At 44.7% G+C, this 13291-nt stretch carries 11 protein-coding genes; 5 read left to right on the top strand and 6 right to left on the bottom strand.

Features of this window, described 5'->3' with window-relative positions; all coding sequences use genetic code 11:
- Positions 1–123: 123 nt before the first annotated feature.
- A complete protein-coding gene (locus NC99_RS00125; RefSeq protein WP_053178596.1) occupies positions 124–777 on the bottom strand; it encodes an FAD-binding oxidoreductase in 654 nt (217 codons plus the stop codon).
- 430 nt (positions 778–1207) lie between these two features.
- Here NC99_RS00125 and NC99_RS00120 point away from each other — a divergent pair, with 430 nt between their 5' ends.
- Positions 1208–1822, top strand: a complete 615-nt coding sequence (locus NC99_RS00120) for a transposase (protein WP_053178594.1) — start codon at positions 1208–1210, stop codon at positions 1820–1822.
- Between the two features lie 37 nt (positions 1823–1859).
- Here NC99_RS00120 and NC99_RS00115 read toward each other — a convergent pair whose 3' ends face one another.
- The 5 genes from NC99_RS00115 to NC99_RS00090 all read right to left on the bottom strand — a co-directional run bounded on the left by NC99_RS00115 (position 1860) and on the right by NC99_RS00090 (position 9550).
- Positions 1860–3239 carry an MFS transporter gene (locus NC99_RS00115; protein ID WP_053178592.1) on the bottom strand — a complete coding sequence of 460 codons (1380 nt, stop codon included), beginning with the start codon at positions 3237–3239 and terminating at the stop codon, positions 1860–1862.
- A 611-nt stretch (positions 3240–3850) separates the two neighbouring features.
- Positions 3851–4921, bottom strand: a complete 1071-nt coding sequence (locus NC99_RS00105; protein WP_053178588.1) for a M20 family metallo-hydrolase — start codon at positions 4919–4921, stop codon at positions 3851–3853.
- A gap of 304 nt (positions 4922–5225) precedes the next feature.
- Positions 5226–7265, bottom strand: coding sequence for a protein-disulfide reductase DsbD family protein (locus NC99_RS00100; RefSeq protein WP_053178601.1), 2040 nt, complete (start codon positions 7263–7265; stop codon positions 5226–5228).
- Between the two features lie 217 nt (positions 7266–7482).
- Positions 7483–9033: an Rne/Rng family ribonuclease gene (locus NC99_RS00095; protein WP_053178586.1), complete on the bottom strand. Its 1551-nt coding sequence runs from the start codon at positions 9031–9033 to the stop codon at positions 7483–7485.
- Positions 9034–9262: 229 nt separating this feature from the next.
- A complete protein-coding gene (locus NC99_RS00090) occupies positions 9263–9550 on the bottom strand; it encodes an HU family DNA-binding protein (RefSeq protein ID WP_053178584.1) in 288 nt (95 codons plus the stop codon).
- A 131-nt stretch (positions 9551–9681) separates the two neighbouring features.
- Between NC99_RS00090 and mutY the strand changes: the two genes are divergently transcribed.
- From mutY to gldD, 4 genes are all read left to right on the top strand, one after another.
- On the top strand, positions 9682–10743 hold the full coding sequence (mutY, locus tag NC99_RS00085) for an A/G-specific adenine glycosylase (RefSeq protein WP_053178582.1): 1062 nt from the start codon (positions 9682–9684) through the stop codon (positions 10741–10743).
- 129 nt (positions 10744–10872) lie between these two features.
- Positions 10873–11313 (top strand): single-stranded DNA-binding protein, encoded by a 441-nt coding sequence (locus tag NC99_RS00080; protein WP_053178580.1) that lies wholly within the window; start codon positions 10873–10875, stop codon positions 11311–11313.
- Positions 11314–11331: 18 nt separating this feature from the next.
- On the top strand, positions 11332–12651 hold the full coding sequence (gene gldE / locus NC99_RS00075) for a gliding motility-associated protein GldE (protein ID WP_053178599.1): 1320 nt from the start codon (positions 11332–11334) through the stop codon (positions 12649–12651).
- A gap of 11 nt (positions 12652–12662) precedes the next feature.
- On the top strand, positions 12663–13235 hold the full coding sequence (gene gldD / locus NC99_RS00070) for a gliding motility lipoprotein GldD (protein ID WP_053178578.1): 573 nt from the start codon (positions 12663–12665) through the stop codon (positions 13233–13235).
- Positions 13236–13291 lie beyond the last annotated feature (56 nt).

The raw sequence follows: 13291 nt of genomic DNA, 5'->3' as shown, positions 1-13291 counted from the left end.
AGTTTAATGAACATTACCAAAGCAAATAGAAATCAAAGCACTTTGCACATGTTCGGCCAATTTGTTTGTGGTTTCGGCTGCCCCTGCTACCACGAGAATCGTTTTCCATGACAATTGATGTAATCAGCTTCCCAAATCAATGAGCGCTTCTTTCACACCAATATTTTTGAGCGCTTTTTCCATGGCTTCATTAAATGCCGGAGGTCCGCAAACCAACATGGGTCTCGTCAGGTCTTCAATTCGTTTTTTTAAGTAATCTTCGTCGATATTCCCATAATAGTCCGGATCTTCTTTATCCTGGGTAATGACGTTGTCGTACTGCTGGCCAAGCATTTCATTCAATTCATCTTCCATGAACAGATCTTTCCTGGTTTTATTGGAGAAAAGCAGCAGGCAATCGTCCAGCTCTCCGGCTTTCTGCATCGACCTCATCACAGCAATAAACGGTGTAATTCCCGTGCCACCAGCCAGGAAAACGGCTCTTTTTTTCGGCTTAAACGTATTAAAAGGCGCGGTGAAACTGATCTCGTCTCCTGCTTTCAGTTTGCTAATTGCTTCTGTCTTTCCATGATGGTCTTTGTAAATGCGAATGACAAACTCAAGATGATCTTCATCGGGCAGGTTGGTCATCGTAAAAGGGCCCGGGTCCTGGTCTTTCGCTTTGATCTCAACGGCATCGCCTGCGCTGTATTGAAAATCAGCGGGCTTGGAAACTTTGAGCTGCACGACGTTGTATGCGAGCCAATCTATTTGTTTTACTTTTTCTGTGTATTTCATAGTCTGCTGTTTATGTGTTGTTATTCGATTTGTAAAAAGACAGGTCAGTCCACTATAAGAACAACTTATAACACGCCATTTTGTTTGAAATACTCACCGATCGACCATAAAACCGTGTTGCCCCATCGAGGAGATGTAATTATTCGATCGTAGCCACGAATGCACGAATGAATAATTCACTGCCTCCGTCCATTGGATTGTTTGTAAAGCTGCTACTGATCGGATGATTTGGAGTCACCCGGCCAGCAAAGCAAATACAAATTGCAACGACAATAACCCTGCTCTTCGATATCTGTCGACAGTTGGTCGCAGCTGGTTCGATTTGAAGCTGCTACTCAGCGGGTGACTCCAAGTCACCCGCTGAGTAATGCTGACGAAGTAGAGCCAGTTTTTCCTATCTTTAGCATACAAACCTCAAAAACCTTCACCCATGCAATTCGAAGCCGGGCATCTGTATCACATCTTTAACCGGGGAAACAATTCGCAGAAGCTGTTTTTCAGTCGTGAAAACTATTTGTTTTTCCTTGAAAAAATCAGAAAGCACATCGCGCCTCATGCCGATATTTTAGCCTGGTGCCTCATGCCCAATCATTTTCATTTGATGGTGCATGTTAATCATTTGCAAATTGAGCTCAGTGAGCAGGTGACTTTGAGTCACCTGCTCACTAAAACGCGTTCGTTCAATGACTCCATTTCAATTTTGTTACGATCCTATACACGTGCTATTCAGAAACAAGAAAACCGAACAGGGAGCCTTTTTCAGAACAGAACCAAAGCCCTCTGCCTAACCCAAACCGATGGCATTTCGCCTGCCTGGTTTCAATCCAAGTATGGCGCAATGATTCATGTTGACTATCCTGAGAAGGCCTATCCGCAGGTGTGTTTCGATTATATCCATGCCAATCCGGTAAAAGATGGCCTGGTCAAGAAAATAACCGACTGGGAGTTTTCATCGGCATTAGACTATTCGGGGGAAAGAAACGGCAAACTGATTAACCGGAACCGGACGACCGAATTCGGGTGCAAGCTGCCACTCAGCGGGTGACTCCAAGTCACCCGCTGAGTAAAACAAACGGCGGACTTCACGCCCGGCTCATCTGCCCCCGGTTGTAGGAAAAGTAAATACCGACCACGCTGATGAGTGCAAAACTGATGAAGCCCCATTTCATCACCTCGATAAACAGCTGGTCTGACACAAGCTCAATGGCCTGCCCGCCCAGCATGCCGGCAAAGAAAAGGGTGGCAATGGTCATGCTCACAATTTGCCCCAACACCCGCATGGTGGCAGCCGATCCCGATGCCAGTCCATACTGGGTTTTGGCAACCGAGCTCATAATCGTATTCATGTTGGGTGAAGAAAAGAAAGCAAAGCCCAATCCTACCCAAACCAACAAAATCACGATTAGCCACACTGGTGTGCTGGCTTCAAGAAATGCGAAAGCTGCCAAGCCAAGCGAACACATCGTCATGCCCAAAGTAGCGAGGTAGCGGGGCTGAATGCGATCGGAAAGGCGTCCTGCGATGGGTGAAAAGATCGCCATCATGATGGGTTGCGCCACCAAAATGGCACCGGCATCGCGGGGCGACAAGCCCTGAACCTTTTGCAAGTACAGGCTCAGCAAAAACACGATGGCAAAAGTGGCGCTGTAGTTGATTAAAGCGGCCAGGTTCGAAAAAGCAAACAGGCGATTTTGGGTGAAAAGCCTGGTGTCGATCACCGGCCGGTCCGACCGGCTTTCCAGCATCCAAAAAACAACCAGCGCCAGCGCGCCAACGCCCATCATCAGCCAGCCGGAGCCGTCATCAATTTGCGAAGAACCATAAACCAGCGCCACCAACCCCAGCATATACACCCCCGCGCCTTTCAGATCGATCTTTTGACCGACATCAGCCCGTTCACCATCTTTCCCCAGAAAAAGAAAAGCAATCAAAGTAGTGAGCACGCCCAAAAAGGTGGAGACAAAAAAGATAGACCGCCAGCCCAGATACTGTGTTAACAACCCTCCGGCAAACGGGCCGAACGCCAGTCCCAGGTATACAGCGGAAACAGAAAGACCGAGCACCCGCCCCCGATATTGCGGCAAAAAGGCAGACACCAAAATGGCCGGCCCGGTGGTACTCGTAAAGGCGGCACCAATGCCCTGAATGAAGCGAAAAAAGATCAGCCAATAGCCTGAGCCTGCCAAACCGCATGCCAACGACGACAAGGTAAAGATGAGCACGCCCAACTTAAACAGGCGCCGAATGCCTTTTAAATCGCCCAAGCGCCCCAAGGGCAATAAAAACATGGCCGTGGCCAGCAAAAAGGCAGTAACCACCCAGCTCAGGCTCACGGCATCGAGCCCAAAGCTCTTTTCGATGGCTGGCAAAGCAATATTCACCGACGAAATCAGAAAAGTGCCCATAAAAGAGGTCACTGCCACAATGCCGATGATTGAGATTTGTCGTTTGGTCCACTGCATAATTTTCAGTAAAAGTATTGGTCAAGTCACGCAAAAGTAAGAATAATTCATCATAGGAAAAAGGAAGACTTCAATTAGGGTTTGTCTCCGCTTATAAGGCTACCTTAGACACAAATATAATGGTTTACCCTCAATGCTTCTTTGTCCTTATGCCGGACGGGCATATCCTTTTTCATTGATAAAAAGGATGCAAAAATCTAGTCAAAGTGATCCTTCTCCCCGCGTCAGGATTTTTTCTTTCCGGCGCACAACCCTGAATACCCACCAAAAATCCTTCCCGCCAACGCCGGCCCGGGCGACTTTGACGGCCTTCGCTGCTTTCACCTTATGGTGAAGTGGGGGGACTTAAGGATAGAAACTTTTCCGTTGGCTTCCATCTTCTGGTTCTATAAAAAAAATCCAGATCAAGGGAGAATCAAAGCGCATAAATTTGTGTATAAGGGCAAAACGGTTACATGCCGGGGCCAGGGAGTCTGCAAAGCAAGGGAACAGGGTCTTCAAGCTAAGCGGACGGTGCCTGCAAGCCAAGGGAATGGTCGAAGCAAGCCAAGGGAATGGTCGAAGCAAGCAGGAGCAATGCCCCCTCCCCTTCAAAGGAATTTCAACAACAGTTAGGCATGACCGAATTCTGAGGCTTTCAAGATTAACCCGTCAAGCAAGGCCACGTAGGTTTTAAAACCCGCTTCAATTTCCGAAAGCCGGATGTATTCATCGGCCGTATGTGAACGCGCGCTGTCGCCCGGCCCGATCTTGATGGATTGAAACGGCATCACCGCCTGGTCGGAAGTGGTTGGCGAACCATAATAAGTCAAGCCAAGCTCAAGCCCGCGTTTCACAATGGGATGCGTGAGTTCAATTCCCGAAGAATTCAGGCGAAACGAGCGGGCTTTGACGTCCGACCCAATCAAGCCAGCAATGATTTCAAAAGCCTGCTGGTTGGAATAATGTTCGTTGGTGCGCACATCCACCACAAAAGTGCACTGGTCGGGCACCACATTGTGTTGCGAGCCGGCATGGATTTGCGTGACCGACAGCTTCACCTCTCCCAGCACTTCCGATGTTTTTTCGAAACGGTAATCACGTAATTTCTGAATGTCGTCCAGCGCTTTATAAAGCGCGTTTTCACCTTCATTACGAGCCGCGTGGCCTGCCTTTCCGTGCGCGGTGCAGTCGAGCACCATCAGCCCTTTTTCTGCTATCGCCATTTGCATTTGTGTGGGCTCGCCAACAATGGCCAGATCAACCGGCCCCAATTCGCCAATCAGACTGGCCATACCATCGGGCCCCGAAATTTCCTCTTCAGCCGAAGCGGCATAGATCAAATTAAATGGCAGGTCATTCTTTTGGTTGAAATGAATAAACACGGCCAACAACGTCACCAGCGAAGCTCCCGCATCATTACTGCCCAGCCCATACAAATCATCACCGTCCAGTTCGGCACCAAACGGATCTTTGGTCCAGTTTTTAGCCGGTCGAACCGTGTCAACATGCGAGTTTAGCAAAATTACGGGGAGGCCATCTTTCCAGTTTGCATTCTTTGCCCAGGTATTGTTTTTTTTAGCCTGAAACGAAATTCCTTTCTCGGTCAGCACCCGGCGAATCAGGTGGGCGGCAGGCTCTTCTTCCTTACTAAACGATTGGGTTTGTATCAGTTTCTGCAACAGTTGAATGTATTCCTTCATCTTCAAGTGGTTTTTGGTAGAATGAACAGCGCTTCAAAAATACGTTTTTTCTATCAGGAGCACCAGTTGATCACAAATTAGTCCGCCCGCAGCAAAATAAAAAAGCTGCAAGCATTCCCTTTCAGAAAATGTTGCAACTTCCTTTGCATAGTCAAACGATATAATTACGTATGGCTACATGTCATTAAAAAGTCATTCCTGGTCATGAGATGGTCAATAGGTCGTTTTCGATCAATGACAATAAAATGGCTACAAATGACAATGATTGACAGCCGCGACAAATAAGTAAGGCACTAGACGGCAATCATTTACGCTTGTCGAATTCGGCCAGCGCTTCATCCAAAAAACGAACAAAGTTATCCGGGTTTAAATCGTAAGCTTTCGGTTCCACTAACAGCTCCCCATCAGTATCAGTCAACACGTAGTAAGGTTGTGCATTCACGCCAAACTTGGTAATCTGGAAGTCGGCATATTTCTTTCCCAAAGTCTTTTTCACCTTGCCATCGTAGGTCGAGGTCACCCATTCACTTTCAGGCAATTTCGATTTGTCATCCACATACAAGGCGATGATTACAAATTCATTCTGAAGTCGTGCCAGCACCCTGGGGTCGGACCAAACGGCAGCTTCCATTTCCCGGCAATTCACGCAGCCATGCCCGGTAAAGTCGATGAACACCGGTTTGTTCAATGCTTTGGCACAAGCCATCCCTTGTTCATAGTCAAAATAGCCATCCAAGCCATGAGGCAAATGAAGGAACTCACCAAACTTGGGTTCTTCACATTGTTCACTTCCTTCATAAAAACCTATACTGCCACCGGTTGAACTCACCAAACGCACCTCGTCACGAATAATCTTATGCAGGTCAAAATCATGGGTACTCTGAGGCGGAATGTAACCGGCAATGGCTTTCAGCGGGGCACCAAACATCCCCGGGATTAAATACACGACAAAAGTAAAAGAAGCAATGGCCATCATCAGGCGGGGAACCGAAATGAACTTCAAATCGCTGTCGTGCGAGAACTTCAACTTACCCAGTATGTACAGTCCCAGCAAAGTGAAAATGACAATCCAAAGTGCCAGGTACACTTCCCGGTCAAGGATTCCCCAATGATAGGTTTGATCGGCAATACTCAGGAATTTTAAACCCAGCGCCAGTTCCAAAAAGCCCAGCACAACTTTCACCGAATTCAGCCAACCGCCTGACTTGGGCAGGTTGCTCAGCCATCCAGGGAACAAGGCAAATAAGGTAAAAGGCAGGGCAAACGCCAGCGCAAAGGCAAACATACCAACAATGGGCTTCAACACCGCTCCACCGGCCGATTCAACCAAAATTGCACCCACAATGGGCCCGGTACACGAAAACGAAACCAGCACCAGGGTGAGGGCCATAAAAAAAGACCCTAAAAATCCGCCTTTATCCACTTGCTTGTCCGACTTATTGACCAACCAACCGGGCATCACAATTTCGAACATGCCGAAAAAAGAAAAGGCAAACAGCACAAAAATAATAAAGAACAGGATGTTGGGAAGCCAGTGTGTGCTCAGCCAATTGGCCGCATCGGGACCAAAAACAACAGCGACTACGGTTCCAACAACCGTATAAATGGCGATGATTGAGAAACCATAAAAGGCCGCATACAGCCGCGATTTGAGCTTCGACTTGCCGCTATGCATGAAAAATGAAACCGTCATCGGAATCATCGGAAAAACGCAGGGCGTAAGAATCGCTGCCAGGCCGGCCAGAAATGAAAAAAAGAAAAACAGCCAAAGCGTTTCGGTCGAGCCTTCTTTACCTTTATCGGTTAGCACGCGGCCCGACGCTTTTTGTTGATCGCCTGCTGCCGGCAGGGCTTCTGTCTGTCCCGTACCGTCCTCTTCGGCGCCAGCGCCATTAAAGGAAAAGCTAAAATCGACTTCGGTGGGCGGCAAACAGACTTCATCGTCGCAGCACATAAATTCAACATAGCCAGCAATAACCAGTGGATCATCAGTCTTTAAGCGAACAGTTTGAATAAATTCCACCTGGTTGCTGTAAAACCGCAGGTTCATTTGAAAAGTTTGGTCAAACTCTTCTACCGGCTCCGGGTTCTTCTGCAAGTCACCAACAAATTCAAAGTGGCTGGTATCTTCGTAGTTGATTGAGGTAGGCACCGGGCCACCTTCCGGAAGATAAGTATCATACAAATGCCACGTTTCTTCGATGGTCGCTTTAAAAATGAGCTGGACTTCTTTTCCATCCTGTTTTGAATCGAAGCTCCATTTGACCGGCTCCAACACTTGTGAAAATACGGGGAATGCAAACAAAAGCAGAACGATTGTAAGAATGCGCTTTTTTAGTTTCATGTGAATATCTTCTAATTTTTTGATGAATATAACAAAGATAGTCAGGAAATGCTTGTTCAGGAAATGACTTTCAACCATTTGAATGTACTCGCTGATGCTTTCTTCGATACAAATATTTTAATATCAATATATTTGGATACATCCTAAGAAAGCTGAATGATTGTTAATGAGTTTAAAATAAAAAATCCCGAACTGCTCGTCCGGGATTTTCAGGTATTTAAAGAATAATTTCTTCCAAATTATCGTCGTAAAAATGATATTCCAGAAAGCTGTAGGCGTTGACACCTTCAACGGTTATTCTTCTGAAATACTTAAAAGCCCACTTTCTTTTGATGGAATGAATTCCTTTGGTTAAAAAAGCGGCTACATACGGATGAACTTTCAATGTCAAACTCTTTTTGTTCAAATCTTTGAAAATGTAGTTGACTTTGCTGCTCAATTCATCAGTAAAGAGAATAGAAGGCATTACTTTGCCGGTGCCCTTGCACGATGGACAGACTTCAGCTGTTTCCACATGCTCTTCGGGTCTTACCCGTTGGCGGGTGATTTGCATCAAACAAAACTTACTTAATGGCAGTATGTTGTGTTTGGTGCGATCGTCTCCCATCGCCTCCTTCATACGTTCGAAAACCTTTTGTCGGTTTCCTGCACCATGCATGTCGATAAAATCGATCACGATGATTCCTCCCATGTCTCTCAACCTCAACTGTCGCGCTACTTCCTCGGCTGCTGCCAGGTTCACTTCCAGTGCATTGGTTTCCTGATCAACACCTGCTTTTGACCGATTGCCGCTGTTGACGTCAATCACGTGAAAAGCTTCGGTATGTTCAATAATCAGGTAAGCGCCGTTTTTAAATGAAACGGTTTGTCCAAATGACGCTTTTACTTGCTTGTCCACTCCGAAATATTCGAAAATTGGTTGTCCGCCTTTGTAGGTTTTAACGATTTTTCGTTTTTCCGGGGCAATAGTCGCAATGTAATCTGCTATATCATCGGCCACAGCAGCATCGTTCACGATAATGCTGTTAAACGTTGGGGTATAAATATCCCGCAATAAAGCAGTTGTCCGGTCCATCTCTCCAACAATTAAAGCCGGGGCGGTGGCTATCTTGAGTTTTTGGAAAGTGGTTTCAAACTTGGCAACCAGTCTTTTCAATTCCTGGTCCAGTTCAGCCACCCGTTTACCTTCGGCAACGGTTCGGACAATCACACCATACTTCTTCGGTCGAATACTTTGTATTAATTTCTTCAGCCTGTTTTTTTCTTCGGTTGAGCTAATCTTTTGCGACACACTAACTTTATCGCTAAAAGGCATCAACACCAAATTTCGTCCTGCTATTGAAAGCTCAGAAGTTAGCCTGGGTCCCTTGGTAGAAATGGGCTCTTTGGCTATTTGGACCAAAATGTTCTGGCCGGCTTTGAGCACTTCTGTTACTTTGCCCTCTTTGTTAATGTCGGGCAAAGAGTGAATTTTTGATAATGAAGAAATACGGTTCTTTTTGGAACTGGCAATTTTCATGAACTTATTCAAAGTTGAAAATTGAGGTCCCATGTCGAGATAATGCAAAAATGCATCTTTTTCATAACCAACGTCGATGAATGCAGCGTTTAAGCTCGGCATAATTTTTTTCACCTTGGCTAAATAAATATCGCCGACGGCAAATTTTGCTCCGCTTTTTTCCCTGGTAAGTTCAACTAAGCGTTTATTTTCTAATAAGGCAATAACGACTTCAGAGGGAGAGACATCAATAATTAGATCGCTACTCACAACGTTATTTTGATTTTAATTGATAATGTAACTTTTTACATTAGTTAATAACAGATTAAACCTAAAGCACTTTCGCACTTTAGGTTTAATCATTTTTTTCTTTTCTAAGCTACTGCTAAAAAAAGCGTAAGACTATTTCTTTTTCTTGTGTCTGTTTTTACGTAGTCTCTTTTTACGCTTGTGCGTAGCCATCTTATGTCTTTTTCTTTTTTTTCCGCTTGGCATAACTCTATTTTTTTACTTCGTCTTTAACTTGAGCAACAAATGTTTTGGCTGGTTTAAAAGCCGGAATGAAATGCTCAGGAATAATAATTGTTGTATTCTTGGAAATGTTACGTGCTGTTTTCTCAGCTCTTTTCTTCACGATAAAACTACCAAATCCCCGAAGATATACATTTCTTCCTTCAGTGAGCGAGTCTTTTACTGTTTCCATAAAAGCCTCGACAGTTTTTTGTACTGTTACTTTTTCGATTCCCGTGTTCTTGCTAATTTCATTAACAATATCTGCTTTAGTCATCTCTTAAAATATTTAGTTTTCAATAAATTATATAATTCGCGTCAATCGGTGTGCAAAAATAAAAATTATTTAAAAACTACATACACCTGAAATGAATTATTTTTGCAATTCGTATAGATTTTAAAGCAGTTATGATTAAAAACAGCTCTTTCACCCATATTGTTCTGGATTGGTACGAAAAGAACAAGCGCGAGCTCCCCTGGCGCGAAACCCTTGATCCGTATGCCATTTGGCTGTCGGAAATTATCTTGCAGCAAACCCGTATTGACCAGGGAACGGCCTATTATTTGAAATTTATAAATCGCTTTCCTTTCATTCATGATTTTGCTGCTGCATCGGAGGACGAAATCCTGAAAATGTGGCAGGGGCTTGGATATTATTCCCGTGCACGCAACATGCACCACACCGCCAAAATGATTGTTGAAAAACACGGCGGAGAATTTCCGGCTGACTACGCAGGCTTACTCCGCTTAAAAGGTGTGGGCGAATATACCGCTGCGGCCATCGCATCCATTGCCTTTGGTCTGCCGCATGCCACGGTCGACGGCAATGTTTACCGGCTCCTGTCGCGTGTTTTTGAAATACACACGCCCACTGACACCGGCAAAGGGAAAAAGGAATTTACACACTTGGCGAACAAATTGATCGACCCGAGCCAGCCCGGTAACTTCAACCAGGCAGTCATGGAGTTTGGAGCCATTCAATGCAAACCCAAAAACCCGGATTGCGAAAGCTGCCCGTTAAACCAGCACTGTGCTGCCCGAAAAAACGGGACCATCGATTTATTGCCGATAAAAAAAGGAAAAACCAAAATCAGGAAACGTTATTTTAATTACCTGGTCATTGAACATGAGCAATACACCTACCTTAATAAAAGGACTGAAAATGACATTTGGAAAAACCTGTATGAGTTTCCGATGGCTGAAACCAACGAAAAAAGCGAGCTTGCTGTGATATTGAAAAACTACGAAATGCTTTTTTCGCCCGAAACGGAAATTCAAATAAAAAAAGAAAGTCACTGGCAAAAGCAAGTACTAACCCACCAACATATTTTTTACCGGTTTATCTACCTGAAAATCGATGGTAAAATGAAGATCCCATCGCCCTTGATTAGGGTGAATAAAAAAGATATTTTTAACTTTGCCGTTCCAAAACCAATCGAAAAAGAACTGGAACAACACAATTGGATTTGATTCGTTCGTAGGAGTTAGGAAGGGTTTTAGGGTCCAAATCGTGCAGTTCGTGAAATTTTTTAAAATTATGACCTCTCAGAGGAGGAAATTTTGTAAATTTATTATTGTTTAATTTTAAAATCCTAATCTATGTCAGTAAACAAAGTAATTTTAGTCGGAAATGTTGGTAAAGACCCTGAAGTCAGATATCTTGACAAAGACGTCGCAGTAGCCAATTTTCCGCTGGCGACCTCTGAGAGCTACACCGCAAAAAACGGTGAGAAAGTAACCACAACCGAATGGCACAACATTGTTATTTGGAGAGGCTTGGCAAAAGTTGTCGAGCAATACGTAAAAAAAGGTGACCGTTTGTACATTGAAGGCCGGATTCGTACCCGCTCGTGGGATGACAAAGAAGGCAACAAGCGTTACACAACCGAAATTTACGGCGATAATATGGAAATGCTCGGAGGTCCGCGCCATCAGGGTGGAAACAACGACAACCAACACGCCGCCCCACAAAATGAAAAGGACAATCGTGTCAGCGAACCGGACTTTGAACCGAACGAAGAAGACGATTTGCCATTTTAGTAACTTAAATTGATTTCATTGGAAACAGACCCTTTACCGATACTCACAGCAATTAACTGGGAAATTGAATTTTACCCGTTAACAACGGCTGTAATTCTTAGTCTTGCTTTCATTTTTGTCCTGCTATTCTCTTCGGCTTTGATTTCAGGCTCTGAAGTAGCCTATTTCTCCATGAGCCCGCAGGATCAGGAAAAACTCAAATCTGTAAAAAGCAAGCAGAATCATGCAATCCAAAAGAATCTTGAAAGTCCTGAGAAATTATTGGCTACCATCTTGGTAGCCAATAATTTTGTGAATGTAGGCATCGTTATTCTTTCGGCCTACACTACCGGAAAACTATTCAACTTTGCTTCGTCGCCTACCCTGGGTTTCATGATCCAGGTCGTAGTGATCACTTTTGTGCTGCTGCTTTTTGGAGAAATCGTCCCCAAGGTTTATGCAACGAGGCATCCACTCGGATTTGCCCGATTGATGGCCCTTCCGCTGCGAGTGTTGGAGCAAATTTTTCGGCCAATCAACTCAATTCTTATTTATTCAACTTCTTTCGTTAACAAGCGTTTTCAAAAACAGGCACAAAATATTTCGGTCAATGAACTATCTCAGGCGCTCGAACTCACCCTGGAACACGAGCATGCTGAAGACAAGGAAATTCTGGAAGGCATTGTTAAGTTTGGAAACAAAAATGTGGTGGAAATCATGCGGTCGCGCGTTGATGTTGAAGCACTTGACCTCAAAGATTCCTACAACAAAGTTATTAACCTGATCAACGAATCAGGTTACTCGCGCATTCCGGTTTATTCGGGCTCGTTCGACAACATTAAAGGAATCCTCTACATCAAGGATTTGCTTCCTCACATTCATAAAAAGGAAAATTTCAAATGGCAAACCATCATTCGTCCGCCATTTTATGTTCCTGAAACAAAAAAGATTGACGATCTGCTCGAAGAGTTTCAGAAAAACAAAGTACACATGGCCATCGTGGTTGACGAGTACGGCGGAAGTTCGGGCATTGTGACCCTGGAAGATGTGTTGGAAGAAATTGTAGGCGAAATTGCCGACGAGTTTGATGAAGAAGAAAACTACTTTACGAAAATAGCAGAAAACAAGTACTTGTTTGACGGCAAAATCCTGCTGCACGACTTTTATAAAATTACCGGAACCAACGATCATATTTTCGACGACTATAAGGGCGATGCAGATACCCTGGCCGGATTGATTCTGGAACTAAAAGGCGAAATACCGGTCACCCATGAAAAATTAAGTTGCGAAAATTTCACTTTTTCAATCGAGGCTGTTGACAACCGGCGGATCAAAAAAATCAAAGTTGAAATCAACTAACGAATGATTCTATGCAAAACCGGATGATTTTCATTGGCGCGCTCCTTTTGCTATTGGCTACCTGCAAAAAAGAATATACACCAAAACCGCGGGGATATTTTCGAATTGACTTTCCTGAGAAAACCTATCATGCGTTAAAACAGGATCTCCCCTACTCTTTTGAAATTGCTGACTATTCCGAGGCCCGTTCAATGTCAACAGGCCATGCCGATTCAAGCTGGATTACCATCAGCACACCAAAAAATAAAGCCGATCTGCACCTGAGTTATGCCCAACTGAACAACGATTTGAAAAAGCATCTGGAAGAATCACGGCGTTTGGCTTACGACCATTCCATTAAAGCCGACGCCATAGAAGAACGCCTGTTTGTGAATCCAGACAAAAGCGTTTATGGCACCATTTATTCTATTGAGGGGAATGCCGCATCGCCCATTCAGTTTTATCTGACCGACAGCAGCCGCCATTTTTTGCGTGGGGCGCTCTATATTCGCGAAGTCCCGAATATCGATTCCATTCGCCCGGTCATCGACTTTCTTCGGCCCGACATTATTCACCTCATTGAAACATCCTCTCGAAAGCCCTGACCAGGTCAATGATGGTTGCTTTCCCATCGTTAACAGAACCGGCCAGGTAGATGGAA

The sequence above is a fragment of the Sunxiuqinia dokdonensis genome (genome assembly GCF_001270965.1).
Classification (GTDB): domain Bacteria; phylum Bacteroidota; class Bacteroidia; order Bacteroidales; family Prolixibacteraceae; genus Sunxiuqinia; species Sunxiuqinia dokdonensis.
This window is presented reverse-complemented; position numbering and strand designations above follow the sequence as displayed.

Excerpts from the sequence above, each read along its gene's own strand:
- NC99_RS00125 (WP_053178596.1), bottom strand. The coding sequence starts at position 777 with ATGAAATACACAGAAAAAGTAAAACAAATAGATTGGCTCGCATACAAC.
- NC99_RS00120 (WP_053178594.1), top strand. The coding sequence starts at position 1,208 with ATGCAATTCGAAGCCGGGCATCTGTATCACATCTTTAACCGGGGAAAC.
- NC99_RS00115 (WP_053178592.1), bottom strand. The coding sequence starts at position 3,239 with ATGCAGTGGACCAAACGACAAATCTCAATCATCGGCATTGTGGCAGTG.
- NC99_RS00105 (WP_053178588.1), bottom strand. The coding sequence starts at position 4,921 with ATGAAGGAATACATTCAACTGTTGCAGAAACTGATACAAACCCAATCG.
- NC99_RS00100 (WP_053178601.1), bottom strand. The coding sequence starts at position 7,265 with ATGAAACTAAAAAAGCGCATTCTTACAATCGTTCTGCTTTTGTTTGCA.
- NC99_RS00090 (WP_053178584.1), bottom strand. The coding sequence starts at position 9,550 with ATGACTAAAGCAGATATTGTTAATGAAATTAGCAAGAACACGGGAATC.
- mutY (WP_053178582.1), top strand. The coding sequence starts at position 9,682 with ATGATTAAAAACAGCTCTTTCACCCATATTGTTCTGGATTGGTACGAA.
- NC99_RS00080 (WP_053178580.1), top strand. The coding sequence starts at position 10,873 with ATGTCAGTAAACAAAGTAATTTTAGTCGGAAATGTTGGTAAAGACCCT.
- gldD (WP_053178578.1), top strand. The coding sequence starts at position 12,663 with ATGCAAAACCGGATGATTTTCATTGGCGCGCTCCTTTTGCTATTGGCT.